Origin of the sequence: Burkholderia puraquae (assembly GCF_002099195.1) — a bacterium.
GTDB lineage: Bacteria > Pseudomonadota > Gammaproteobacteria > Burkholderiales > Burkholderiaceae > Burkholderia > Burkholderia puraquae.
In genome coordinates this window covers 43,253-68,126 of sequence record NZ_NBYX01000019.1, presented here as the reverse complement: position 1 = coordinate 68,126, position 24,874 = coordinate 43,253, and the positions used below count along the sequence as shown (strand labels likewise).

Below are 24,874 nucleotides of genomic sequence, written 5' to 3'. Positions count from 1 at the left end.
CTGTTGCTGCATCAGTGAGTGGACAGCCACCACTGCTTGATCACGACACCCACAAAAAAAACGGCGGCGATGACGAGCAGGATGAGGCCGAGCCGCTTGTTGCCCGCGCGGATCTGCTCGGGCGTTCGTCTTTCTGGTGGATTCCGGTTCATCTGAAGCTTCGCTGAAACTCGATTCCGCACCCGCCGCGCCTGCCTGCGCGGCAGGCAGCGGCGGAGCGCGCTGTGAAACTTACTCGACGTGCGGCGGTTGCTCGAACGTGTGGAAAGGAGCCGGGCTCGGCACCGTCCACTCGAGGCCCGTCGCACCATCCCACGGCTTGTCCGACGCCTTTTCCAGTTCGCCGCCGCCACGGTAGGCCGGCAGCGCGACCGCGAACAGGAAGTACACCTGCGCAAGGCCAAAGCCGAATGCGCCGATCGTCGCCACCTGGTTGAAGTCCGTGAACTGCGCCGGGTAGTCCGCATAGCGACGCGGCATGCCGGCGAGACCGACGAAGTGCATCGGGAAGAACGTCAGGTTGAAGAAGATCATCGACGCCCAGAAGTGGATCTTGCCGCGCGTCTCGTTGTACATCCAGCCCGTCCACTTCGGCGCCCAGTAGTACCAGCCCGAGAACAGCGCGAACAATGAGCCCGCCACCAGCACGTAGTGGAAGTGCGCCACCACGAAGTAGGTGCCGTGATACTGGATGTCGAGCGGTGCCATTGCGAGCATCAGGCCCGTCAGGCCGCCGAACGTGAACACGAACAGGAAGCCGATCGCGAACAGCATCGGGGTTTCGAACGTCATCGAGCCGCGCCACATCGTCGCGAGCCAGTTGAACACCTTCACGCCCGTCGGCACCGCGATCAGCATCGTCGCGTACATGAAGAACAGCTGGCCGGTAACCGGCATGCCCGTGGCGAACATGTGGTGCGCCCAGACCATGAACGACAGGATCGCGATCGAAGCCGTCGCGTACACCATCGAGCTATAGCCGAACAGCGTCTTGCGTGCGAACGCCGGGATCACCTGCGACACGATCCCGAACGCCGGCAGAATCATGATGTACACCTCGGGGTGGCCGAAGAACCAGAAGATGTGCTGGTACATCACCGGGTCGCCGCCGCCTGCCGCGTTGAAGAACGACGTGCCGAAGTGGCGGTCGAACAGCACCATCGTGATCGCGCCTGCCAGAACCGGCATCACCGCGATCAGCAGGTAGGCCGTGATCAGCCACGTCCAGGCGAACATCGGCATCTTCATCAGCGTCATGCCCGGTGCGCGCATGTTCAGGATCGTCACGACGATGTTGATCCCGCCCATGATCGACGACGCGCCCATGATGTGCACCGCGAAGATCGCGAAGTCCATGCCCGGGCCCATCTGCGTCGACAGCGGCGCGTAGAGCGTCCAGCCGGCGGCCGTCGCGCCACCCGGCGCGAAGAACGAACCGACCAGCAGCACGGCCGCGACCGGCAGCAGCCAGAAGCTGAAGTTGTTCATCCGCGCGAACGCCATGTCGGACGCGCCGATCTGCAGCGGGATCATCCAGTTCGCGAAGCCGACGAACGCCGGCATGATCGCGCCGAACACCATGATCAGGCCGTGCATCGTCGTGAGTTCGTTGAAGAACTCCGGACGCATGATCTGCAGGCCCGGCTCGAACAGCTCGGCGCGGATGGCGAGCGCCATCACGCCGCCCGACAGGAACATGATGAACGAGAACAGCAGGTACAGCGTACCGATGTCCTTGTGGTTGGTGGCGAACAGCCAGCGTCGCCAGCCGTGCGGCATTTCGTGCGCGTGTTCGTCGTGCGCGTGGTCCGCGGCTACGTCGTGCCCGATGCTAGACATGAGAATCTCCTAATGCGAATACGTCGACTAACTCAGCGACACGTCAAGCCGCCGGGCCGATCTCGACACGCCGGGCTTCCTTCGCGTCAGCCCCGCCCGTGATCGTTTCCGGCTTTTTGAGAATAATGTGGTCTTCCGCCACGCCTGCTGCCTTCAGCGCGTCGCGCACGGCTTGCGCGCGATGCTTCGCCAGTTCGGCGTTCGCGTCGGCCGAGCCCGTCTTGTCGGTAAAGCCCGACAGCGCGAGCTTCGCGTCCGGATGTGCCTTCGCATAGTCGGCCGCGGCGGCGATCGCCGCTTTCGCGTCGGGCGGCAGCACGCTCTTGCCCGTCTCGAAGTAGATCGTCGACAGGGCGGCCGATGCCGACGCTGCCGCCGGCTGCTCGGCTGCGCCCGACGCGGCTTGCGCCGGCGCCGAAGCAGCTTCGGCCGGTGCCGCTGCCGCTGCGCCCGCCGCGTCTTCCGGCATCTTGCCGTTACGCGCGTCGGCCACTTGCTTCGGCTGCAGCAGGTCGTTCTTGTGGTTGCCCCACGAATTGCGTTCGTACGTGATGACCGAGGCGATGTCAAGATCCGACAGCGACGCCCATGACGGCATCGCGCCCTTGCCGTGCAGCACGCGCTCGACGTGGCCGGCGATCGGGCCGTTCACGATCGGGCTGCCGTCCATGGCCGGGAATGCGCCGAGGCCCTTGCCGCTCACCTGGTGGCAGGCCGCGCAGTTCGCCTTGTAGACTTCCTCGCCGTGCGCGACGAGTTCAGCCATCGTGTAGACCTTGTTCGGATCGACTGCGGCGCTGGCCAGCTTGGCCTTCTGCGCGGTGACCCACTTCGCGTAGTCGTCATCCGACAGGACAACGACCACGACCGGCATGTACGCGTGTTCCTTGCCGCACAGCTCGGTACAGAAACCGCGGAACGTACCGACCTTGTCGGCCTTGAACCACGTGTCGCGCACGAAGCCGGGGATCGCATCCTGCTTCACGCCGAACGCGGGCACGTACCACGAGTGGACGACGTCGTTCGCGGTCGTGATGATGCGGATCTTCTTGTTGACCGGCACGACGAGCGGGTTGTCGACTTCCTGCAGATAGGTGTCGGTGATCGGCTTCTTGCCCATCACTTCGTCGCGCGGGGTGCTGAGCGTCGACAGGAAGCCGATGCCCTCGCCCGGGCCCTTCACGTAGTCGTAGCCCCACTTCCACTGGTAGCCGGTGACCTTGATCGTGAGATCGGCGTTCGTCGTGTCCTTCATCGCGACGACGGCCTTCGTCGCCGGCAGTGCCATCAGCACGACGATGACGAACGGCACGATCGTCCAGATGATCTCGACGGTCGTGCTTTCATGGAAATTGGCGGCCTTGTGGCCTTTGGATTTGCGGTGCGCGAAGATCGAATAGAACATCACGCCGAACACGCCGACGAAGATCACCGTACACAGGATCAGCATCATCGTGTGGAGATCGTAGAGCTCCTCGGCGATCTTCGTGACCGGCGGCTGAAAGTTGATCTCGTTGACGCGGGGGCCGCCCGGGCTATCACCGACCGCCAGGGCGGCACCGGCAAAGAGCAATCCGCTGCATGCCAGCACGCCCGTGAGGGCTCGCTTGATTGTTTTCATAGCATCCTTACCCAAAATTTCCATTCAAACCCTCCCCCGTCGCAAGCCGCCGGCCGGTATCCGGCCGGTGCCCGCGCTTCGTCAGCCGCAGCGCCTGAGCGACACGCGCAGTTCGTCGGCGAACTGCGCACGCCTGTGCTGCGCGAGATGCTGCCCGATTACGACGGTCTGCCCGCGCGATACCAGCCGAATCGGATCGCGTGGCGTCGCACCCGGCTCGACCCGCACCCAGCGCGGGTTGAATTCGATCTGCGTGAGCCGCTCCGCATCCATCCGCTCGATCACGAGCCGGTGCGGATACAGCCTGATGCGTTCGTAATCGACCGCATGGCGAGCATAGATCGCAAATGCGACACCCACTGCCAGCAACTCGATTCCGGTGAAGGGCATGACGAGCCAAGCCCCTTGCCACATCAGCAATGTCGCGATCACCAGCGAGAAGCCCGCGAGCGACGCGTAAAACAGCACGAACTGGCGCGGCGACGCCGAACAATTGCGTTTCATGAGCCAGTCTTCGAGGACCAGCTCGCCGTTCGTCGTCTCCGCCAAAACCCTCGCTGCTTCCATCGCCGCCTCACGCGAATGGCATGCGATGCATGCCTGCATCGGACTCGTCGCCCCGTATTGCGGGGACCCCGGGACGACAAGCTGACGCATTATAGGCGGGTTCAATGGCATCCACAAGCAAGCGACTATCGGCCCGCGAGCCAAGCGCGACAAGCTTTCCGGCCATTTCAGGCGCCAATTCGACCCCGCTTTGCGCCGCTAATTTCAGACATAACAAAACCCCTCTTTACCGCTTTACCGATTCTTCGGACGCCCCTTTCCGATGTCCTCGATACGCACGATCCCGTGCCCTTCGGCGGTCGTGCGCGGCACGGCCTTCCATGCGTGGCCGTAGATCACTTCGAACGTCAGCGGAATCGTGCCGTCCGCGCGCCGGCGCGCCTCCAGCGCGTCGCCGAGCGCCGCGCGAAAGCGCCGCGTCGCGCGCTGCGGCGCCGCGCGGTCGAACGGATAGGCTCCCCAGCGGCGCACGTCGGCCAGCAGGGAGTCGGGGGTTTTGTAGGTGACGGTCAGCACTTCCTGATCCATCACGGGAATCTCGAAGCCGCTCTCGACAAGCATGTCGCCGAGGTCATGCATGTCGACGAAGTCGATCACGCGCGCGGCGGGCGGCACCATGCCGAGCGCCGCTTCGGCGTCCGCACAGGCCGCGCGCAGTTCGCGCAGCGTGTCGGGGCCGAGCGTGCTGAACATCAGCAGCCCGTTCACGCGCAGCACGCGCTGCCATTCGGGCAGCACCGCATCCGGGCGCGAATGCCAGTGGAGGGCGAGATTCGACCAGATCAGGTCGAACGCGCCGCCGGGGAATGGCAGCGCGGCGAAGTCGGCCTGCGCGACGCGCGGGCCGCGCTGGCCCAGTGCGCGGCCGAGCGAGGCCGGCAGCCAGCGGCGCCAGCTCGTCTGCTCGACCTCGCGCTGACCGGCTCGCGCGAGCATCGCACCGGACAGGTCGACGCCGAATACGGGCGCCTCCGGAAAGCGTGCGCGCAGCGCCGGCAGGTCGTCGCCCGGGCCGCAGCCCGCGTCCAGCACGGCTGCGGGGCTCACCTTGATGTATTCGAGACGCTCGTTCATCCGCTGCGCGATCTCGCGCGGCAGGAACGCGACCGCATCGAACGTGGCGGCACGGCGGTCGAAGATCCGCCGCAGGCGCCTTGCGTCATTGGCCGGACGGCCGGTTGAAGTCGAAGCTGGGGACATGTCGGGCACACTGGCGAAGAGCCCGAAGTATACTCGCTCGCCCCGCAGGCTTCATTGAGGCGGGGTGTCAGGAGTGTTGCGATGATCCGTCGTTCCGCCCGACGCACGATGCGCGTCGCTTTGTCGCAGGTTCGCACGCTGGCAGCGCGCGTCGCCGCGGTCGCGCTGCCGAATCGCTGCGCGCTGTGCGGCAATTTGTCACACACCATGATTTGCGGCGCTTGCGACGCCGCGTACTGGAACGAGGCGCGGCTGCGCTGCGACGTCTGCGCGCTGCCGCTCGGCATCGGGCCACCGCGTTCGCATCCGGCCCGCGGCGCTCGCGCAGGCGCCGGCCGCGTGGCCGCGTACCGGTGCGACGCGTGCCGTGCGGCACCGCCGCCGTTCGATGCGACGCTCGCGCTGGCGGATTACCGCGCGCCGCTCGACGGGCTCGCACGCGGCCTGAAGTTTCACCGGCAACTCGCGCTCGGCACCGAATTCGCGGCGCGGCTCGTCCGGCTGATCGACGATACGCCCGGCGCCGGCGGCTTCGACCTGGTGGCGCCGGTGCCGCTGTCGCACCGGCGGCTCGTCGCGCGCGGCTACAACCAGGCGTGGGCGATCGCGCGTCCGCTTGCGCGGCGGCTCGGCGTGCATGCGGATGCGGCGCTGCTCGCGCGCGTCGCCGACACCGCGCCGCAGTCGCGGCTCGACCGGCACGCACGGCGCGACAACGTGATGGCGGCATTCGCGGTGGCCGGCGGCGTCGCCGGCCGCCACGTCGCGCTCGTCGACGACGTGATGACGTCCGGCGCGACGCTCGCGGCCGCCGCGCATGCGCTGAAGGCGGCGGGCGCCGCGCGCGTGACGAATCTGGTTGCGCTGCGCACCGCCAGGGATTAATTAGATAGAGAGGCCGACCGACCGGACACGGCGGCGGCCGTCACGAACCGGCCGGCCGGGAACGCGCGCGTTGCGCCGCCCCGGCCGGCCCAGCCAAACCGAAACATGTTCAACGTCGTTCTCGTCGCCCCCGAAATTCCGCCGAACACCGGCAACGTGATCCGCCTGTGCGCCAACACGGGCGCGCGCCTGCACCTGATCGAGCCGCTCGGCTTCCCGCTCGACGACGCGCGGATGCGCCGCGCGGGCCTCGACTATCACGAGTATGCGCAGATGCGCGTGCACCGCGACTGGGACGCGTTCGTCGCGGCGGAAACGCCCGATCCCGCGCGGATGTTCGCGTTCACGACACGCGGCTCGGGCCGCTTCCACGATCACGCGTTCCTGCCCGGCGACTGGTTCGTGTTCGGCTCGGAAACACGTGGCCTGCCCGCCGAGCTGCTCGAGCGCTTCCCGAACGAACAGCGCGTGCGCCTGCCGATGCGGCCGGACAACCGCAGCCTGAACCTGTCGAACACGGTCGCGGTGGTCGTGTTCGAGGCGTGGCGCCAGGCCGGCTTCGAAGGCGGCGCATGATGCTTGCGCTGCGCGTCCCGCCCCGCGGGATGCGTCACGCCCGCACGAGCCGCGCGCGATACAGGTCGTAGATGTCGGGAGAAAAGCACGCAAACACCACGCGTGCGAGGTTCGGTGCCTGCGGCAGCATTTCGGCGACGGTGCCCACCGCGATGTCGACAGCTGCCTCTGCCGGATAGCGATAGATGCCGCAGCTGATCGCCGGGAACGCGATCGACGTCGCCGCGACCTCTTCGGCCAGCTCGATCGCGCGCCGGTAGCACGACGCAAGCAGCTCGGCCTCGCCGCGCCCGCCACCGTGCCACACGGGCCCGACCGCATGGATCACGTAGCGCGCCGGCAGCCCGTGGCCGCGCGTGAGCTTGGCGTCCCCCGTCTCGCAGCCGCCGAGCGTGCGGCATTCGGCGAGCAGGCCGGGGCCGGCCGCGCGGTGGATCGCGCCGTCGACGCCGCCCCCGCCGAGCAGCGAGCCGTTCGCCGCGTTGACGATCGCGTCGACGTCGAGCGTCGTGATGTCGACGACCTGCGCATCGAGCGTGGTGGAATGGATCTGCAGCATGACAACCTCCCGGAACGCCGGAGACTGTTCAAGCGTAGCGCGCTTTGACGCCGCGCGCCCGAGGCAAACACGGCGCCAGGCGGCGCCGGTTCGCGCTACTCGGCGCGCGCGTCGCGCCGCAGCAGGCCGCTGACGGCGTCGCGCGGCGCGATGCCGTCGAACAGCACACCGCACACGGCTTCGGTGATCGGCATTTCGATCGACTGCGCGCGCGCGATGGCCAGCACGGCCTGCGCGCAGCGCACGCCTTCGGCCACGTGGCCCAGCGCGCCGAGGATATCGTTCAGCGTGCGGCCGGCCGCCAGTTGCAGGCCGACCGTGCGGTTGCGCGACAGGTCGCCGGTTGCGGTGAGAATCAGGTCGCCGAGGCCCGTGAGGCCCGTGAAGGTTTCCGCCCGGCCGCCGAGCGCGACGCCGAGCCGCGACATTTCGGCGAGGCCGCGCGTAATCAGCGCGGCGCGCGCGTTCAGCCCGAGGCCGAGGCCGTCGGCGATGCCGGTCGCGATCGCGAGCACGTTCTTCACCGCGCCGCCGACCTCGACGCCGACCACGTCGTCACCTGTATAGATCCGCATCGCGCCGTGGTGGAACGCGGCGAGCGTGCGCTCGCGGCAATCGGCGGACGTGCTCGCCACCGTCAGCGCGACAGGCAGCGACTGCCCGACCTCGCGTGCGAAGCTCGGCCCCGACAGCACGCCGTTGCTCTGCTGTTCGGGCAGCTCGGCCGCGATCACCTGATGCGGCAGCAGATGCGTGTCGGCCTCGAAGCCCTTGCAGACCCAGACGACATGCGCGGGCACGCAGCCTGCGTCGCGCATCGCGTGACACAGCGTGCGCAGCCCGGCCACGGGCGCCGCGATCACGCACAGTGCGTCGTCCGCGGCGCCATGCGCGAGCGCGGCGCCGAGATCGGCGTCGTAGCGCAATGCGTCAGGCAGCGCGATGCCGTCCAGATAGCGGGAATTTTCGTGCCGGGCCTGCAGCCCGGCGATGAGCGCGGCGTCGCGCGCCCATAGAAGCGTATCGTGCCGCGCGGCCAGATGGCCCGCGAGCGCGGTGCCCCAGGCACCGGCGCCGAGAACGGCTACTTTCATACCCAGCACCGGTCCTCCGAGTAAAACGTCAGTTCAGCGTCGTGCCGTTCGGCGCGCCTGCTGCGGCACCGGCCTGCTGCTGAAGCTGCGCGAGACGCTGTTCGTACAGCGCCTGGAAGTTGATTTCCGCGAGGTGGATCGGCGGGAAGCCCGCGCGCGTGATCGCGTCGGCGATGTTCGAACGCAGGTACGGGAACAGGATCGTCGGGCATGCGATGCCGACGAGCGGGTCGAGCTGTTCGTCCGGAATGTTGCGGATGTCGAAAATGCCGGCCTGCTTCGCTTCGATCAGGAAAGCGACCTTGTCCTTCACCTTCGCGGTGACGGTGCCCGACACGACGACTTCGAACACGCTTTCCGCGAGGCGGTCGGCCTTGACGTCGACTTCGACTTCAACCGACGGCATGTCCTGCTCGAGGAAGATCGCCGGCGAATTCGGCTGCTCGAGCGACATGTCCTTCAGGTAGACGCGCTGGATGTTGAAGAACGGTTGGTTTTCGACGTCGGACATGGTGTTTCCCTAAAAGTGGTGACGGGGCGGCCCGGCTTCTCGCCGGCCGCCACGGATGAATCCTGCGCGCCCAAGCCGCGGCGCGGCCGGCGGCCATTCTGCCCTAATCAGGCCGCTTGCAGAAGCGGGACGAGCCCGCCTTCGCGGTCGAGCTTCGACAGATCGTCGTAGCCGCCGACGTGCGTATCGCCAATATAGATCTGCGGCACCGTGCGGCGCCCCGTGCGCGTCATCATTTCGTCGCGGCGGGCCGGATCGCGGTCGATCAGCACCTTCTCGATCTGCTCGACACCGCGCAGCTTCAGCAGGCGCTCGGCCTGGATGCAATACGGACACACCTGCGTGCTGTACATCAAAACCTTGTTCACTTCGCCACTCCTTGTTTGACGACCGGCATCCCGGCCTGCTGCCAGGCGGCCACGCCGCCCTCGAGCACGTGCACTTCGGCGTAGCCCGCCGCCTCGACCTCGCGCGCCGCCTTCTGCGACTGCTGGCCGTTCTGGCAGACGAGCAGCACCGGCGTGCTCTTGTTCTTCGCGACCTGCGCGATCTTCGCGCCGATTTCGCCCGCCGCGACCTGACGCGCCGACGGCAGGTGGCCGGCAGCGAAATCGGACGCGGCGCGCACGTCGATCACGACCGCGTTGCGGCGGTTGATGAGTTGCGTCGCCTCTGCGGCCGACAGGCCGCCGCGGCCGCGGCGCAGCGCGGGCCAGGCCAGCAGGCCGCCGGATACCACCAGGATCGCGATAAGGGCCAGGTTGGTGTAATCGGTAAAGAACGTCACGGAATTCCGCCGGAAAAAGAGAAATCGGATGAGGACAATCCCGCCATTATAAAATAACCGTCTTGCGCGATGGCGGGCCCGGGTCGGGTCCTGCACGACGCGCCACCGCTTCCTTCACTACCGACCGCAAGATCCATGTACAAACTCGTTCTCATCCGCCACGGCGAATCGACGTGGAACAAGGAAAACCGCTTCACCGGCTGGGTCGACGTCGACCTGACCGAACAGGGTCGCAACGAAGCCTACCAGGCCGGCGAATTGCTCAAGGAGGCCGGCTACACGTTCGACATCGCGTACACGTCGGTCCTCAAGCGCGCAATCCGCACGCTGTGGCACGTGCAGGACAAGATGGACCTCATGTACCTGCCGGTCGTCCATTCGTGGCGCCTGAACGAGCGCCACTACGGCGCGCTGTCGGGCCTGAACAAGGCGGAAACGGCCGCGAAGTTCGGCGACGACCAGGTGCTCGTGTGGCGCCGCAGCTACGACACGCCGCCGCCCGCGCTCGAACCGACCGACGAACGCGCGCCGTTCAACGACCCGCGCTATGCGAAGGTGCCGCGCGAGCAGCTGCCGCTCACCGAGTGCCTGAAGGACACGGTCGCGCGCGTGCTGCCGCTGTGGAACGAGTCGATCGCCCCGGCGGTCCGCGCCGGCAAACAGGTGCTGATCGCCGCGCACGGCAACTCGCTGCGCGCGCTGATCAAATACCTCGACGGCATCTCGGACAGCGACATCGTCGGCCTGAACATCCCGAACGGCGTGCCGCTCGTGTATGAACTCGACGAAAACCTGAAGCCGATCAAGCACTATTACCTCGGCGACCAGGACGCGATCGCGCAGGCGCAGGCCGCCGTCGCGAAGCAGGGCAAGGCGGGCTGACGCCCGTCGGCCGGGTGGGCCGGGTGGGCCGCGCCCGGCGCGGTGCGCCGCGGCCCCGGCCCTTGCCCGGCGCACCGCGCGAACCTTCGCGCCCCGGGTGCTGTCGAATCCGCTTTCGAACCCGCAGCGCGTCCGGCGGCGCCCCGGCGGGCCTTCTCCGGGCCCATTTCGACGCTTTTCGCGCCGTTCCACTGAGTCATCGGACGAACAGTTATACTTGTCCGCTACATCCCCGCTACCGCCACGCGCTTCCCGACCGCACCAGATCTCTATGCGAATGAAATTGAAGAACATCGGCCTGATTGCCGCGGGCCTCGCCACGGGCGTGTTCGCCACGCTGCAGGTTTCCGCATCGGCCGAGCAGACCGCCACGGCGCCGCTTCCCCTCGACCAGCTCCGCCTGTTCGCGGAAGTCTTCGGACAGATCAAGCGCGAGTACGTCGAACCGGTCGACGACAAGAAGCTGCTGACGGCCGCGATCAAGGGCATGGTGTCGAGCCTCGACCCGCATTCGTCGTTCCTCGACAAGACCGACTATGACGAGCTGCAGGAGCAGACGAAGGGCCGCTTCGCGGGTCTCGGCATCGAGATCTCGCAGGAAGACGGCCTCGTCAAGGTGATCTCGCCGATCGAAGATACCCCGGCATTCCGCGCCGGCATCCGTCCGGGCGACCTGATCACCCGCATCAACGACAAGCCGGTGCGCGGCATGACGCTCGACAAGGCCGTCAAGCAGATGCGCGGCGAGCCGGGCACCAAGGTCACGCTGACGATCTTCCGCAAGAGCGACGACCGCACGTTCCCGGTCACGGTCACGCGCGCGATCATCAAGGTCCAGAGCGTGAAGATGAAGATCCTCGATCCGGGCTATGCATATGTCCGCATCACGAGCTTCCAGGAGCGCACGACGCCCGATCTCGCCGCGAAGCTGCAGGACATCGCACGCCAGCAGCCGAACCTGAAGGGCCTCGTCCTCGACCTGCGCAACAACGGCGGCGGCCTGCTGCAGAGCGCGGTGGGCGTGGCCGGCGCCTTCCTGCCGCCCGACTCCGTGGTCGTGTCGACCAACGGCCAGATCGCCGATTCGAAGCAGGTCTACCGCGATACGTACGACAACTATCGCCTGCCATCCTTCGACGGCGATCCGCTGAAGAACCTGCCGCCGGTCTTCAAGACGGTGCCGATGATCGTGCTGACGAACGCCTATTCGGCGTCCGCGTCGGAAATCGTCGCCGGTGCGCTGCAGGATTCGAAGCGCGCGCAGATCATGGGCAAGACGACGTTCGGCAAGGGTTCGGTGCAGACGGTCCGCCCGATGACGGCCGACACCGCGCTGCGCCTGACCACCGCGTACTACTACACGCCGAGCGGCCGTTCGATCCAGAACAAGGGCATCACGCCCGACGTGCCGGTCGATCAGTATGCGGACGGCGATCCGGACGACGTGCTCGTGACGCGCGAGGTCGACTACACGAACCACCTCGCGAACACGCAGGATCCGAACGAGAAGAAGGAACAGGAAGAGCGCGAGCAGCGCCGGATGGATCAGCTGCGCGTCCTCGAAGAGCAGAACGACAAGAAGACGCCGGAACAACGCCAGAAGGATCGCGATCGCAAGCCGATCGAGTTCGGCAGCGCCGACGACTTCATGATGCAGCAGGCGCTCAACAAGCTCGAAGGCAAGTCGGTCCAGGAATCGAAGTCGCTGCTCGCCGAAAGCACGAAGAGCCCGGCCGGCAAGGCTGCGACGGCCTCGAAGGCATCGGGCGCCAGCGCGAAGCCGGCTTCCGCACCGAAGCCCGCGTCGGCGCCGAAGTAAGCGCCGGCCGGCATCCGACGGGCCATCGCGGGAAGACCGCGATGGCCCGTTTTTCATGCGCGCCTAAAATAACGACACGACCGCCCGCCTCGCCCACGATTCCCCATGAACGACGATCAACTCCTTCGCTACTCCCGTCACATCCTCGTCGACGAAATCGGCATCGAGGCGCAGCAGCGCTTTCTCGATGCGCATGCGATCGTCGTCGGCGCGGGCGGCCTCGGCTCGCCCGCCGCGATGTACCTCGCGGCATCGGGCGTCGGCACGATCACGCTCGTCGACGCCGATACGGTCGACCTCACGAACCTGCAGCGGCAGATCCTGCACGTGACGGCATCGGTCGGCCGCAACAAGGTCGAATCGGGGCGCGACGCGCTCGCGCAACTGAACCCCGAGGTGAAAGTGCATGCGGTTGCGGAGCGCGTCGACGACGCCTGGCTCGACGCGCACGTGCCGCACGCGACCGTCGTGCTCGACTGCACCGACAACTTCGCGACGCGGCATGCGATCAACCGGGCCTGCGTCGCACACGGCGTGCCGCTCGTGTCGGGCGCCGCGCTGCGCTTCGACGGCCAGATCAGCACGTTCGATTTCCGCGACCCGGCCGCGCCCTGCTATGCGTGCGTGTTTCCGGAAGACCAGCCGTTCGAGGAAGTCGCGTGCGCGACGATGGGCGTGTTCGCGCCGACGGTCGGAATCATCGGCGCGATGCAGGCCGCCGAGGCGCTGCGCGTGATCGGGGACATCGGCAAGACGCTCAACGGGCGGCTGATGATGCTCGATTCGCTGCGGATGGAATGGACGACGATGAAAATCGCGCGCCAGGCCGACTGCCCCGTGTGCGGGGGCCGGCACTGACGCGCGACGGGCATGCGCCGGGGGGCGCATGCGTGGTGACACTTCGCTACGTTTAGCGGCGACGCAGGTGCGTCAAGCGGCGGCGTCTGCGCGCGGCTCCGCGACCGACAGGCGCTGCAGCGCAGCCTGAACTTCCTCCGGCTCGAACGCGGCGAGCACGTCGGCCGTCGGCTTTTCGAGCGCCTTCAGGTGGGCGCGCAGGATCTCCTGCTTCACGACGAGCAGTTGGCTCGGGTGCATCGAGAACTCGGTGAGCCCCATCCCGAGCAACAGGCGTGTGAGCGCCGGATCGCCGGCCATCTCCCCGCACACCGACACGGACACGCCCGCACGCTTCGCTTCGCGCAACGTATAGGCGATCAGGTGCAGCACGGCCGGATGCAGCGGGTCGTACAGGTGCGCGACCGCGTTGTCGGCGCGATCGATCGCGAGCGTGTACTGGATCAGGTCGTTCGTGCCGATCGACAGGAAATCGAACCGCTTCAGGAACAGCGGCAGCGCGATCGCCGCGGCCGGGATCTCGATCATCGCGCCGATGCGCACGTTCGGATCGTACGCGAGCCCCGCGTCGTCGAGCTGGCGCTTCGCCTCGCGGATCAGGTCGAGCGTCTGGTCGATCTCCTGCGCGTGCGCAAGCATCGGGATCAGGATCTTCACCTGGCCGAACGCCGACGCGCGCAGGATCGCACGCAACTGCGTGAGGAACATCTGCGGCTCGGACAGGCTCCAGCGAATCGCGCGCAGCCCGAGCGCCGGGTTCGGCGCCGTCTCGTAACCTTCGTCGAGCGCCTCGAGCGGCTTGTCCGCGCCGACGTCGATCGTGCGGATCGTCACCGGCATGCCCTTCATCCACTCGACGGCCCGCTTGTACGCGGCGAACTGTTCCTCCTCTTCCGGCATCTCCTTCTGATGCATGAACAGGAACTCGGAACGGAACAGCCCGACGCCGACCGCGCCGGCCTCGACGGCCGCCTTCGCGTCGTCGGGCAATTCGATGTTCGCGTACAGATCGATCTTGGTGCCGCACAACGTTTGCGTCGGCGAGAACTTCAGGCGCTGCAGCTTGCGTTGCTCCAGCAGCTTCTCGGACTGCCGGTACGAATATTCCTCGAGGACGATCGGCGCCGGATCGACGATCACGATGCCCTGGTCGCCGTCGACGATGATCAGGTCGTCCTGGCGGATCAAAGCGCTTGCGTGCTGCACGCCGACCGCGGCCGGAATGCCGAGGCTGCGCGCGACGATCGCCGTGTGCGACGTGCGCCCGCCGAGGTCGGTGACGAACGCCTGGAACGACTGCGACTTGAACTGCATCATGTCGGCCGGCGCGATGTCGTGCGCGACGACGATCATCTCGTTCGTGCCGTTCGCGGCCGCGCGGTCGAGCGCCTGCGATGCGGACGGCGCGCCGGCGAGCGCCTTCAGCACGCGCTCGACCACCTGCTCGATGTCGGCCTTGCGCTCGCGCAGGTATTCGTCCTCGATGTCGTCGAAGTGGCGCGTGAGCAGCCCGAGCTGCTCGGTCAGCGCCCATTCGACGTTGTAGCGGCGCGTGCGGATCAGGTCGATGGTTTCCTGCACGAGCATCTCGTCGCTCAGGATCATCATGTGGACGTCGATGAATGCGCCGACTTCACTCGGGGTGTCGTCGGTCAGGTCGGCGCGCAGCGCTTCGAGTTCGTGATGCACGACATCGAGCGCCGTGCGGAAGCGCTCGACCTCGGCGTCGATCTGGTTTGCGTCGATCAGGTAATGGGCGACGTCGAGCGCCGCCGGCGCGATCAGGTACGCTCGCCCGATCGCGATACCACGTGAGACGGGAATGCCATGCAGCGTGAAGGACACGCGCACCTCCTCTATACAAGTAAAGCCGCGGCACACTGCTGCGATGCGCTTATGACCCCGGTTAGCGATTATAAATTCCGCGACTCCCTGCTGACTGCATGCACCGCAGCATTGCGCATTCCGCATCAATGCTTCCGGCGAAAAAAATGCCGCGGAATCCGCGGCATTCTGACTGGAAACGACAATGATCCCGCACGAGGATCACTGCCCTTCGCCGAACTTGTCCGCGATCAGCTTCAGCAGCGCGTCCATCGCTTCCCGCTCGTCCACCCCTTCGGTCTCGATCGTCACGGTGCTGCCGATGCCCGCCGCCAGCATCATCACGCCCATGATGCTCTTCGCATTGATCTTGCGCCCGTTGCGCGTCATCCAGACTTCCGACTGGAAGTTGCCGGCCAGTTGCGTGAGCTTGGCCGATGCGCGCGCATGGAGCCCCAATTTATTGACGATGGTGGTTTCTTGTTGAAGCATGATTCTCGGTCGGGTCGGTCGGGGCCGCCGGCGGCGCGCGCCGGCGGTGCTGTCTAAAACGGAAAACGGGAAATCAGTGCGACTCGGTGCGCGGTTGCGGTTCGGGCGGAATCGGCGCGCACTGGCCGCAGCCGGTTTCCGTCGGCGGCGGCGGCGTACCGGCCGACACCTCATGGACGCCCTTCGCACCGCCGGACAGCGCCTTGTCGACCAGCTTGTCGAGCGGCACGGTGCGGTAGCAGACGGCCCGCACGAGCATCGGCAGGTTCACGCCCGCGAGCACGCGCACGTTGTCGATCTTCGCGAGCTGGCCCGCGATGTTCGCGGGCGTCGCACCGTACATGTCGGTCAGCACGATCAGGCCGTTCTCTTCCTTGAGCCGCGCGAGCTCCGCGTGCGCGAACGCCATCACCTGGGTCGGATCGCTGTCCGCCGTCACGTCGATACAGCCGATGCGTGCGGGCACGCCGCCGTAGATGTGCGCGATGCAATCCCGCAGCGCGGTGGCGAGCGGGGCGTGCGCGATGATCAGAATCCCGGCCATGTCAGATCGCTCCCGGCCGCCCCTGGCGGGCCAACACCCCGCGGCGGGGCAATGAGCGTAGCGAGTGTGGGAAACGTTCCATGTTCAGCCTTGCAACAGTTTCGGCCCGACCGCCGGGCCTTCGGTGCGCGAGCGCGGCACCGGGCAAGCGGGCATTGTAGCAGGCCGGTCGAGCTGCTCCGGCGACGGGGGGCCTGCGCGGCCGCCGCCGGGGTTGCACAGGAGACGGCCTATCCGGCCGCACGCTCCAGCGCGTCGATGAACATTGCGGCGACGTCGAAGCCCGTCTGCTCCATGATCTCGCGGAAGCACGTCGGGCTCGTGACGTTCACCTCGGTCAGCCAGTCGCCGATCGCATCGAGACCGACCAGCAGCAACCCGCGCGCCGCGAGCACGGGCCCAAGCGTTTCGGCGATCTCGCGATCGCGCGCGGTCAGCGGCTGCGCGACACCGAGCCCGCCCGCCGCGAGATTGCCGCGCACCTCGCTGCCCTGCGGAATCCGGGCAAGCGAATACGGCACCGGCTCGCCGCCGATCAGCAGGATGCGCTTGTCGCCGGCCTTGATCTCGGGAATGAACTTCTGGATCATCAACGAGCGCGTGCCGTCATGGCCCAGCATCTCGATGATCGCGCCAAGATTCATGCCGTCGGCCTTCACGCGGAACACGCCCATCCCGCCCATGCCGTCGAGCGGCTTCACGATCACGTCGCCATGCTCGGCATGGAACGCCCGCAGGCGCGCGGCGTCGCGCGTGACGAGCGTCGGTGCGACGAATTGCGGAAACTCGCCGATCGCGAGCTTCTCCGAGTGATCGCGGATCGACTGAGGCTTGTTGAACACGCGTGCGCCTGCGCGTTCGGCAAGCTCGAGCATCCAGGTGGCCGTCACGTACTCCATGTCGAACGGCGGATCCTTGCGCATCAGCACCGCGCCGAACGACGTCAGCTGACGCGACTCGTGCGCGGCCGCCTCGTACCACGGACGGCGATGCAGGTCGGCCGTGTCGCCGACGATCGTCACGCGCTGCACGTCCGCCTCGACGCCCGAGCCCGTCCAGGCGAGCTGGTTCGGCTCGCACGCGTACACCGCATGCCCGCGCCGTGCCGCCTCGGCCATCATCGCGTAGGTCGAATCCTTGTAGATCTTGAAGCGCTCGAGCGGGTCGGCGATAAAGAGAATGTCCATGAGGTCCTGTACGTAGCGAATATCCGTTACACCTGGATGGCTTCGGGGTCGGTCTTTTCCAGTTCGATCGACGACGCGATCAGCGACAGCCGCGCGACGACGCCGTACATGTAGAAACGGTTCGGCGGCGCGGCACCCGGCTTGGCGCCGGCATCCGGCAGCGCGGTGTGCTCGAAGCCGAGCGGCACGTAGTGCATGCCGGGCGCGTTCAGGTTCTGGTCGCGCTCGCGGCCGGCGTGCGTGCGGTAGAAGCCGCCGACCACGTAGCGGTCGATCATGTACACGACGGGCTCCGCGACTTCGTCGCCGACGCGCTCGAACGTGTAGACACCTTCCTGCACGATCACGTCGCGCACCGCGAGGCCGGCCTTCGACTCGGCCATCTGCGCGCGCTCGGCTTTCGACATGCGGCCGATCTCGGCCGCGTCGTGCACGGTCATCACGCCGCGACCGGCGGTGCCCGCGTCGGCCTTCACGACGACGTACGGCTTCTCGCTGATCCCGTATTCGCGATACTTGCGCGCGATCTTCTTCAGCACGCCGTCGATCGCATCGGCGAGCGCCTGCTCCCCTTCATGCGCCTGCCAGTCGACCCCTTCCACGTGCGCGAAATACGGATTCACCATCCACGGATCGACACCGACCATCTTCGCGAACTTCTTCGCGACGTCGTCGTAGCAGGAAAAGTGCGTCGACTTGCGGCGCACGGCCCAGCCCGCATGCAGCGGCGGCAGCAGGTATTGCTCGTGCAGGTTTTCCAGCACGGCCGGGATGCCGGCCGACAGGTCGTTGTTCAGCAGGATCGAGCACGGGTCGAAATTCTTCAGGCCGAGGCGGCGCTGCGAACGCTCGAGCGGTTCGAGCACGATCTTCTGGCCGTCGGCCAGCGTGATCGGCGTCATGTCGGTGATGCTCGGGTCAAGCGAGCCGAAGCGCACGTTCAGGCCGGCCTGGCGCATGATCGTCGCGAGGCGTGCGACGTTTTCGAGGTAGAACGCGTTGCGGGTCGGCAGCTCGGGAATTACGAGCAGGTTCTTCGCGTCCGGGCAGATCTTCTCGATCGCGGCCATCGCGGCCTGCACGGCGAGCGGCAGCACTTCGGACGGCAGGTTGTTGAACGCGCCGGGAAACAGGTTCGCGTCGACGGGGGCCAGCTTGAAGCCGGCGTTGCGCAGGTCCACCGAACAATAGAACGGCGGGGTATGTTCCTGCCATTCGAGCCTGAACCAGCGTTCGATCGCAGGCGTCGCGTCGAGGATCTTCTGCTCGAGTTCGAGCAGCGGACCGTTCAACGCGGTAACGAGGTGGGGAACCATGAATCACTCGCGAGCGGGAGAATGAAGATTGTAGAGCAATTGCCCTGCCCATTTGGGGATTGTTCCCGGCTTCACAAGGATATGGAGGAAGTTTTCGGCTATTGACCCGATAGAGTGAAGGGTTATCCGCTACGGCAGCGCGTGACAGAAGAAAAAAAGCCCGCCGGGTGGGCGGGCCGAAGTCGCTGCGCTCATTCGGTGGCGGGCGCCGTCTTCGCGGCGGCCCGCCGGTCATCCTTGTGACTTATTCGACATGCTCCCCGTGCAGGATCACGTCGAGACCTTCGCGCTCTTCCTCTTCGGTCACGCGCAGGCCCATCGTCAGATCGATCAGCTTCAGCAGCACGAAGCTCAGCACGCCGCTGTAGACCAGCGTGATCAGCACGCCCTTGGCCTGCAGCAGCAGGCTGCCGTCGGCGCCGCCGATATCCTTGACCGCGAATACGCCGGTCAGCAGTGCGCCGAGAATCCCGCCAATGCCGTGCACGCCGAACGCGTCGAGCGAATCGTCGTAGCCGAGCTTCGACTTGAGCCACGTCGCCGACCAGAAGCACACGACGCCCGCCGCGATACCGATCACGAGCGCGCCTGCCACGCCGACGAAGCCGGCTGCCGGCGTGATCGCCACCAGACCCGCGACCGCGCCCGACACGATGCCGAGCACCGAAGGCTTGCCCTTCGCGATCCATTCGGCAAACATCCAGCCGAGCGCCGCGCAGGCCGTCGCGACCTGCGTCGTCAGCATCGCGAAGCCGGCACGACCGTCGGCCGCGACCGCAGAGCCTGCGTTGAAGCCGAACCAGCCGACCCACAGCATCGAGCCGCCGATCATCGTCAGCACGAGGTTGTGCGGTGCCATCGATTCACGGCCGTAGCCGACGCGCTTGCCGAGCACGAGGCACGACACGAGGCCCGCGATACCGGCGTTGATGTGCACGACCGTGCCGCCCGCGAAGTCGAGCACGCCGTCAGCCGACAGCCAGCCGGTCGGTTCCCACACCATGTGCGCGATCGGCACGTAGACGATCAGCGACCAGAGCGTCATGAACACGAGCATCGCCGAGAACTTCATCCGGTCGGCGAACGCGCCGCAGATCAGCGCCGGCGTGATGATCGCGAACGTCATCTGGTAGACGAAGTAGACCGATTCCGGAATCGTCGTCGCGAGGTGGCTGACGGTCAGCGTCGTCGCCTTGTCGCCCTTGATGTAGTTCATGCCGTGCAGGAACGCGCGCGACAGGCCGCCGATGAAGCCGTTGCCCGGCGTGAACGCGAGGCTGTAGCCGACCACCGTCCACAGCACCGTGATCACCGCGGTGATCGCGAAGCTCTGCATCACGGTTGCGAGCACGTTCTTCTTGCGGACCATGCCCGCGTAGAACAGCGCGAGGCCGGGGATCGTCATGAACAGCACGAGCGCGGTGGACGTCAGCATCCACGCGGTGTCGCCCGCGCTGATCTTCGACGAATCGACCGAGAACGGGGCGGTCGGCGCAGCCGGGGCAGCCGGCGCGGACGCGGCAGCGGCTGCCGATGCGTCGGCGGCGCCCGAGGCCGGTGCGGCGGCAGCGGCCGTGGCGGATGCATCGGTTGCTGCCGGCGCCGAAGCGGCCGGAGCGGCGGCGGCCGATGCGTCGGAAGCCGTGGCGGCAGCAGGTGCGGACGCAGCCGCGGCGGACGCCGCGTCGTCGGCGAGCGCGGAGCCGACGCCGGCCGCGATCAGCGAGCCGGCCATCAGCAGGGACATCAGAAGTTTGCGCATCTTGGGTTTCCTCTTTTCGCTTGTCTTGTCTGTTCTGTTACAGCGCGTCTGCGCCTGTCTCCCCGGTGCGAATCCGGATGACCTGTTCGATCGTCGTGACGAAGATCTTGCCGTCGCCGATCTTGCCGGTGCGCGCGGCCCGCTCGATCGCCTCGACCGCCTGGTCGACGAGATCGTCGGACACGGCTGCCTCGATCTTCATCTTCGGCAGGAAATCGACCACGTATTCGGCGCCGCGGTACAGCTCGGTGTGCCCCTTCTGGCGCCCGAACCCTTTCACCTCCGTCACCGTGATGCCCGAGACGCCAAGCGCCGACAGCGCCTCGCGCGTCTCATCGAGCTTGAACGGCTTGATGATTGCGGTAATGAGTTTCATGAAGTCCTCTCGCTGGGTTGTCCCGTCGAATTGGTTGGAATGTTGTAACGGACTCTTCTCAGCAACTCGCATGCCATGTCGGTTCACGCACCGTTTCAAAGGGCTTCGTCACGGGGTCGCATCCCGTGATGTAAGGTGCGGAAGCCCGGCCGAACGGCCAACGTGGCCCGGTTTGCTGGCGCGGCGAAAGGATCGTTGCTAGAGTGCACGCACGTCCCGGATCGCCGGGGCATTCACCCATGCGGGCGCCATGCCCGGAATTCGCGCTCCGGGCGCACCATTTCCGGTCATGCGTGCATCATGGGCACGTACGCAACTGAAGATGCACATTTTTTGTGCAAGGAAGGGGAATCACATGAAGCAACCCAGCGACGTTTTCAACGATCTGCAGTCGCGCGTCAGCGATCTGCTGAAAAACTCGCCGGCCAAGGACGTCGAGCGCAACGTGAAGGCCATGCTGTCGCAAGGCTTCTCGAAACTCGATCTCGTCACGCGCGAGGAATTCGACACGCAGGCACAGGTGCTCGCCCGCACCCGCGTGCGCCTCGAGGAACTCGAGAAACGCGTCGCGGAACTCGAGCAAAAGCTCGCCGCGCCGCAAGCCTGACGCCCCACCCGGCCGCAAGGTCCGGGCGCGGGCCGCCTCGCGCGGCCCGCGCCCGCCGCACTGAAGCACTGAAGCACTGAAGCACCGAAGTCGTCCCCGCTCTTCGTCGTCCGTCGTTCTCCGCAGTACCCCCGCTCTTCGCTGTCCATCGCTCTTCGCAGTCCGTCGTTCCGCAGTCCCTCGTTCTTTTCCCGCGCCACGCCGGCAAGCGCGCACCGATTCCTCCGATTCCCGCGGCATGCGGCCCCGAACGGCCGTCGCCCGTCTTGTTAACAGGAGCCTCGCCATGTCGCTCGCCGTGGTGCGCAGTCGCGCGCCCGCCTCCGGCCGCGCGCCGGATGTCACCGTCGAAGTCCATCTCGCCAACGGGCTGCCGTCGTTCTCGATCGTCGGCCTGCCCGATCTCGAAGTCCGCGAAAGCCGCGAGCGCGTCCGTGCCGCGCTGCAGAACTGCGGCTTCGAATTCCCGGTGCGACGCATCACCGTCAATCTCGCGCCGGCCGACCTGCCGAAGGAGTCGGGGCGGTTCGACCTGCCGATCGCGCTCGGCATCCTCGCCGCGAACGGCCAGATCCCGGTCGACGCGCTGGCCGGCCGCGAATTCGCGGGCGAGCTGTCGCTGACGGGCGCGCTGCGGCCGATGCGCGGCGCGTTCGCGATGGCGTGCGGGGTGGCGCGGGATTGGCAAGTCGCGGCAAGCGCGGTGGCTTCCGGTCCGCGCTCCGGCACGCATTCCGAAGCGGGCAATGGCGGCTGCGAGGCCGGCCCGGAACCAGGCTCCGCCGCGTCGAACGGGCCCGAACTGTACCTGCCGCTCGCCAGCGCCGCCGAGGCCGCGCTCGTGCCCGGCGTCACCGTGTTCGGCGCGCCGGACCTGCCCGCGCTGTGCGCGCACCTCGCCAATGCGCCGGACGGGCGGCTCGCCCCGGTCGCGGCGCCGTGCCTCGACGGTCTGCCGATGCCGGCCGCTCCCGATCTCGCCGATGTGGTCGGCCAGCGCGGTGCCCGCCGCGCGCTGGAAGTCGCGGCCGCGGGCGGCCATCACATGCTGATGGTCGGGCCGCCGGGGGCCGGCAAGTCGATGCTGGCCGCCCGGCTGCCGGGCCTCCTGCCGCCGCTGACCGACGACGAGGCGCTGACGTCGGCGGCGCTCCTGTCCGCGAGCCGCCTCGGCTTCTCGCCCGCGCAGTGGCGCCAGCGGCCGTTCCGTTCGCCGCATCACTCGTCGAGCGCCGCCGCGCTGGTCGGCGGCCGCAACCCGCCGCAGCCGGGCGAGATCACGCTTGCCCACCTCGGCGTCCTGTTCCTCGACGAACTCCCGGAATTCGACCGGCACGTGCTCGAAATGCTGCGCGAGCCGCTGGAGGCCGGCCGCATCACGATTTCACGCGCGGCCCAGCAAGCCGACTTTCCGGCCGCGTGCCAGCTGATCGCCGCGATGAACCCATGCCCGTGCGGCTGGCACGGCGATCCGTCCGGGCGCTGCCGCTGCACGCCGGACGTCGCCGCGCGCTACCTGCGCAAGCTGTCGGGGCCGCTCGTCGACCGCATCGACATCCAGATCGACCTGCCCGCGCTGTCGCCGGCCGAACTGGCGACGCGCGCGTCGGCACCCGGCGAGCCGAGTGCCGCAGTAGCGGCGCGCGTGGCGCAGGCGCGTGCGCTGCAACTCGATCGGCAGGGCAAGACGAATCACATGCTGAGCGGCCGCGAGACGGATGACCTGTGCCGGCCGACCGACGAAGGCGAACGGCTGCTGCGCGAGGCCGGCGAGCGCTTCGGCTGGTCGGCGCGCGCGTATTACCGCGTGCTGAAGGTTGCGCGGACGATCGCCGACCTCGCCGGCGACCCTGTGCCGACGGCCGCGCAGATCGCCGAAGCAATCCGCTACCGGCGCGCACTTACGGCGCTGTGAGCGCACCGGGAGGACAAAATCCGGCTGTCAAGACTTGACTTATGCACAATTTCGCGAGTCCGGCCCCGGATCACGGCGCGGCGGGACCTTTGCGGCGCAGAATCCGTATCCCATTGTTTTGATTGATTTTTCTCAAAATGCGCGCGAGCGACCAAACGGGCCGGAAGGCCGTCCCGAGCGGCTCAGCGGGAAATCCGGCCGACTTTTCAACAAAGTTATCCACATGCGCTGTGGATAGCCGGAAAAACCTCGCAAAATCCGGCGACTAGCGTCGAAAGCTGCGAATGAACTTTCAGTTGTCACAGTGTGTCTCAGCGCCCTCGCCGGCCACCGTCAATCGAGTTTGAACGACCCGAAAAACTGGTCGAACTGCTCCTGTGCGAGCGGTCCGTCGGCAATCACGACGGCTTGGTAAGCGTGCCGGCCGCGCGCGGCGAGCCGCGCGACGATCGTCTTGCGCGCGCGATCGCCGCCGGCGGCCGCGCCCGCGACGCGCAGCTCGAGTCCGTTCACCGCGCCGCCGGCCGCGAGCGGCACGGGCACCGAAGCCGTCTGCGGCGTGCCTTCGAGGTTGCGGGACAGCCCGGCGCGCAGGAACTCGAGCGCCGCGCGGCGCGTGTCGTCGCGGTCGTCCGGCAGCGTCAGCGTGCCGACCGCGAACACCGCGCCGTCTACGTGCGCGGCCTGCATCCGCATCGGCATCGACGCGCCGCCGATCGCCACCGGCTGCTCCTCGACAGTCGGCTTCGCCGGCAGGTCGATCGTGTAGCCGGCATCGTTGTGCAGCGTGCGCCAGTCGTACGACGGCGAGCACGCGGCCAGCGCGACGCTCATGCACGCGAGCGCGGCGAAGTGTCGCAGCGGACGAAAAAAGGGGCGCAACGAAACGATGACTTCCTTCGGCATGGCGTGGATCGGGCGGGCAAAACGGGCATTATCCGCCGAACGCGAAATCCGGGATGTGTGGCCGTCGTCGGTGCGCACGCCGCATTCGCGCTAAAATGAGCGCCGAATTTCGATGTCCTTTGCATTGATCCGCGTCATCGACCGACTCCGAGAGCACCAGATGAACACCACGCCTCCCGCCCGGCGCAGCGCCGGCCCCGTCCGCTACATCGTCGCCGCCGTTGTCGTCGCAGCGATCGCCGTCGCCGGCTTCTTCGCGTTCAACGGCAAGTCCACCGTGCCGGACGCCACGTTCACGCTGCTGTCGGGCCAGAAGGTCTCGACTGCAGGCGACCTGAAAGGCAAGGTCTATCTCGTGAACTTCTGGGCGACGAGCTGCGCAACCTGCATGCAGGAAATGCCGCAGATGGTCGATACCTATAATCGCTTCAAGGGTCAGGGGCTGGAATTCGTCGCGGTCGCGATGAATTACGATCCGCCGATGTACGTCGCGAACTACGCGCAGACGCGCCAGCTGCCGTTCAAGGTCGCGCTCGACGACGGCAGCGTCGCGAAGCAGTTCGGCAACGTGCAGCTCACGCCGACGACCTTCGTCGTCGACAAGGACGGCAAGATCCTGAAGCGCTACGTCGGCGCACCGCAGTTCGCGGAACTCGACGCGCTGCTCAAGAAGGCACTCGGCAGCAACGCGGCCTGAGCGCCGCCCGATCCGGCTCGAAGGGCCGCGCGCAGCGCCCTTCCCCGCAC

At 67.1% G+C, this 24,874-nt stretch carries 26 protein-coding genes; 8 read left to right on the top strand and 18 right to left on the bottom strand.

Features of this window, described 5'->3' with window-relative positions; genetic code table 11:
- Positions 1 to 11 precede the first annotated feature (11 nt).
- From B7G54_RS39200 to B7G54_RS28845, 5 genes are all read right to left on the bottom strand, one after another.
- Positions 12 to 152 (bottom strand): cytochrome oxidase small assembly protein, encoded by a 141-nt coding sequence (locus B7G54_RS39200; protein WP_165765633.1) that lies wholly within the window; start codon positions 150 to 152, stop codon positions 12 to 14.
- Positions 153 to 231: 79 nt separating this feature from the next.
- On the bottom strand, positions 232 to 1,839 hold the full coding sequence (gene ctaD, locus B7G54_RS28860; RefSeq protein WP_085042137.1) for a cytochrome c oxidase subunit I: 1,608 nt from the start codon (positions 1,837 to 1,839) through the stop codon (positions 232 to 234).
- Positions 1,840 to 1,882: 43 nt separating this feature from the next.
- Positions 1,883 to 3,484, bottom strand: coding sequence for a cytochrome c oxidase subunit II (gene coxB, locus B7G54_RS28855; RefSeq protein ID WP_085042136.1), 1,602 nt, complete (start codon positions 3,482 to 3,484; stop codon positions 1,883 to 1,885).
- A gap of 57 nt (positions 3,485 to 3,541) precedes the next feature.
- Complete coding sequence (locus B7G54_RS28850) at positions 3,542 to 4,066, bottom strand: DUF2244 domain-containing protein (protein WP_085042135.1); 525 nt, start codon at positions 4,064 to 4,066, stop codon at positions 3,542 to 3,544.
- A gap of 195 nt (positions 4,067 to 4,261) precedes the next feature.
- On the bottom strand, positions 4,262 to 5,227 hold the full coding sequence (locus B7G54_RS28845) for a methyltransferase domain-containing protein (RefSeq protein WP_085042134.1): 966 nt from the start codon (positions 5,225 to 5,227) through the stop codon (positions 4,262 to 4,264).
- An 81-nt stretch (positions 5,228 to 5,308) separates the two neighbouring features.
- Here B7G54_RS28845 and B7G54_RS28840 point away from each other — a divergent pair, with 81 nt between their 5' ends.
- Both B7G54_RS28840 and trmL read left to right on the top strand, forming a co-directional pair.
- Positions 5,309 to 6,112, top strand: coding sequence for a ComF family protein (locus B7G54_RS28840; RefSeq protein ID WP_085042133.1), 804 nt, complete (start codon positions 5,309 to 5,311; stop codon positions 6,110 to 6,112).
- Positions 6,113 to 6,217: 105 nt separating this feature from the next.
- A complete protein-coding gene (gene trmL / locus B7G54_RS28835; protein ID WP_011353282.1) occupies positions 6,218 to 6,688 on the top strand; it encodes a tRNA (uridine(34)/cytosine(34)/5-carboxymethylaminomethyluridine(34)-2'-O)-methyltransferase TrmL in 471 nt (156 codons plus the stop codon).
- A gap of 34 nt (positions 6,689 to 6,722) precedes the next feature.
- Here trmL and B7G54_RS28830 read toward each other — a convergent pair whose 3' ends face one another.
- The 5 genes from B7G54_RS28830 to B7G54_RS28810 all read right to left on the bottom strand — a co-directional run bounded on the left by B7G54_RS28830 (position 6,723) and on the right by B7G54_RS28810 (position 9,639).
- Positions 6,723 to 7,247 carry an O-acetyl-ADP-ribose deacetylase gene (locus B7G54_RS28830; protein ID WP_085042132.1) on the bottom strand — a complete coding sequence of 175 codons (525 nt, stop codon included), beginning with the start codon at positions 7,245 to 7,247 and terminating at the stop codon, positions 6,723 to 6,725.
- A gap of 95 nt (positions 7,248 to 7,342) precedes the next feature.
- Positions 7,343 to 8,341, bottom strand: a complete 999-nt coding sequence (locus B7G54_RS28825) for an NAD(P)H-dependent glycerol-3-phosphate dehydrogenase (protein ID WP_085042131.1) — start codon at positions 8,339 to 8,341, stop codon at positions 7,343 to 7,345.
- A 28-nt stretch (positions 8,342 to 8,369) separates the two neighbouring features.
- On the bottom strand, positions 8,370 to 8,852 hold the full coding sequence (gene secB, locus B7G54_RS28820; protein WP_011353285.1) for a protein-export chaperone SecB: 483 nt from the start codon (positions 8,850 to 8,852) through the stop codon (positions 8,370 to 8,372).
- Between the two features lie 107 nt (positions 8,853 to 8,959).
- The gene (gene grxC / locus B7G54_RS28815; RefSeq protein WP_039346228.1) at positions 8,960 to 9,220 is read right to left on the bottom strand and encodes a glutaredoxin 3; all 261 of its coding nucleotides are present in this window, start codon (positions 9,218 to 9,220) and stop codon (positions 8,960 to 8,962) included.
- Positions 9,217 to 9,639 (bottom strand): rhodanese-like domain-containing protein, encoded by a 423-nt coding sequence (locus tag B7G54_RS28810; RefSeq protein WP_021164238.1) that lies wholly within the window; start codon positions 9,637 to 9,639, stop codon positions 9,217 to 9,219. The genes grxC and B7G54_RS28810 overlap by 4 nt, the downstream gene beginning before the upstream one ends.
- 135 nt (positions 9,640 to 9,774) lie before the next feature.
- On the opposite strand from B7G54_RS28810, the gene gpmA reads away from it, so the two are divergent.
- From gpmA to B7G54_RS28795, 3 genes are all read left to right on the top strand, one after another.
- Entirely contained in the window at positions 9,775 to 10,521 is a 747-nt protein-coding gene (gene gpmA, locus B7G54_RS28805; protein WP_027789056.1) for a 2,3-diphosphoglycerate-dependent phosphoglycerate mutase, read from the top strand.
- 271 nt (positions 10,522 to 10,792) lie between these two features.
- Positions 10,793 to 12,340 carry a S41 family peptidase gene (locus B7G54_RS28800; RefSeq protein ID WP_085042130.1) on the top strand — a complete coding sequence of 516 codons (1,548 nt, stop codon included), beginning with the start codon at positions 10,793 to 10,795 and terminating at the stop codon, positions 12,338 to 12,340.
- Between the two features lie 105 nt (positions 12,341 to 12,445).
- Positions 12,446 to 13,198, top strand: coding sequence for a HesA/MoeB/ThiF family protein (locus tag B7G54_RS28795; protein ID WP_085042129.1), 753 nt, complete (start codon positions 12,446 to 12,448; stop codon positions 13,196 to 13,198).
- A gap of 72 nt (positions 13,199 to 13,270) precedes the next feature.
- Here B7G54_RS28795 and ptsP read toward each other — a convergent pair whose 3' ends face one another.
- The 7 genes from ptsP to B7G54_RS28760 form a co-directional block, all read right to left on the bottom strand.
- Entirely contained in the window at positions 13,271 to 15,043 is a 1,773-nt protein-coding gene (ptsP, locus tag B7G54_RS28790; RefSeq protein WP_085042199.1) for a phosphoenolpyruvate--protein phosphotransferase, read from the bottom strand.
- Between the two features lie 201 nt (positions 15,044 to 15,244).
- Positions 15,245 to 15,514 carry an HPr family phosphocarrier protein gene (locus B7G54_RS28785; RefSeq protein ID WP_085042128.1) on the bottom strand — a complete coding sequence of 90 codons (270 nt, stop codon included), beginning with the start codon at positions 15,512 to 15,514 and terminating at the stop codon, positions 15,245 to 15,247.
- 73 nt (positions 15,515 to 15,587) lie between these two features.
- Entirely contained in the window at positions 15,588 to 16,058 is a 471-nt protein-coding gene (locus B7G54_RS28780; RefSeq protein ID WP_085042127.1) for a PTS sugar transporter subunit IIA, read from the bottom strand.
- Positions 16,059 to 16,288: 230 nt separating this feature from the next.
- Positions 16,289 to 17,245, bottom strand: coding sequence for a glutathione synthase (gshB, locus tag B7G54_RS28775; RefSeq protein ID WP_085042126.1), 957 nt, complete (start codon positions 17,243 to 17,245; stop codon positions 16,289 to 16,291).
- Between the two features lie 26 nt (positions 17,246 to 17,271).
- A complete protein-coding gene (gene gshA, locus B7G54_RS28770; protein ID WP_011353295.1) occupies positions 17,272 to 18,561 on the bottom strand; it encodes a glutamate--cysteine ligase in 1,290 nt (429 codons plus the stop codon).
- Positions 18,562 to 18,805: 244 nt separating this feature from the next.
- Positions 18,806 to 20,323 carry an ammonium transporter gene (locus B7G54_RS28765; RefSeq protein ID WP_085042125.1) on the bottom strand — a complete coding sequence of 506 codons (1,518 nt, stop codon included), beginning with the start codon at positions 20,321 to 20,323 and terminating at the stop codon, positions 18,806 to 18,808.
- A gap of 37 nt (positions 20,324 to 20,360) precedes the next feature.
- A complete protein-coding gene (locus tag B7G54_RS28760; protein WP_085042124.1) occupies positions 20,361 to 20,699 on the bottom strand; it encodes a P-II family nitrogen regulator in 339 nt (112 codons plus the stop codon).
- 355 nt (positions 20,700 to 21,054) lie between these two features.
- Between B7G54_RS28760 and B7G54_RS28755 the strand changes: the two genes are divergently transcribed.
- Together B7G54_RS28755 and B7G54_RS28750 are read left to right on the top strand one after the other, a co-directional pair.
- A complete protein-coding gene (locus B7G54_RS28755; RefSeq protein WP_006489451.1) occupies positions 21,055 to 21,306 on the top strand; it encodes an accessory factor UbiK family protein in 252 nt (83 codons plus the stop codon).
- A gap of 286 nt (positions 21,307 to 21,592) precedes the next feature.
- Positions 21,593 to 23,221: a YifB family Mg chelatase-like AAA ATPase gene (locus B7G54_RS28750; RefSeq protein WP_085042123.1), complete on the top strand. Its 1,629-nt coding sequence runs from the start codon at positions 21,593 to 21,595 to the stop codon at positions 23,219 to 23,221.
- Positions 23,222 to 23,554: 333 nt separating this feature from the next.
- On the opposite strand, the gene B7G54_RS28740 is transcribed toward B7G54_RS28750, so the two are convergent.
- Positions 23,555 to 24,127: a hypothetical protein gene (locus B7G54_RS28740; RefSeq protein WP_085042121.1), complete on the bottom strand. Its 573-nt coding sequence runs from the start codon at positions 24,125 to 24,127 to the stop codon at positions 23,555 to 23,557.
- 160 nt (positions 24,128 to 24,287) lie between these two features.
- Between B7G54_RS28740 and B7G54_RS28735 the strand changes: the two genes are divergently transcribed.
- A complete protein-coding gene (locus B7G54_RS28735) occupies positions 24,288 to 24,824 on the top strand; it encodes a TlpA disulfide reductase family protein (RefSeq protein WP_085042120.1) in 537 nt (178 codons plus the stop codon).
- Positions 24,825 to 24,874: the final 50 nt, after the last annotated feature.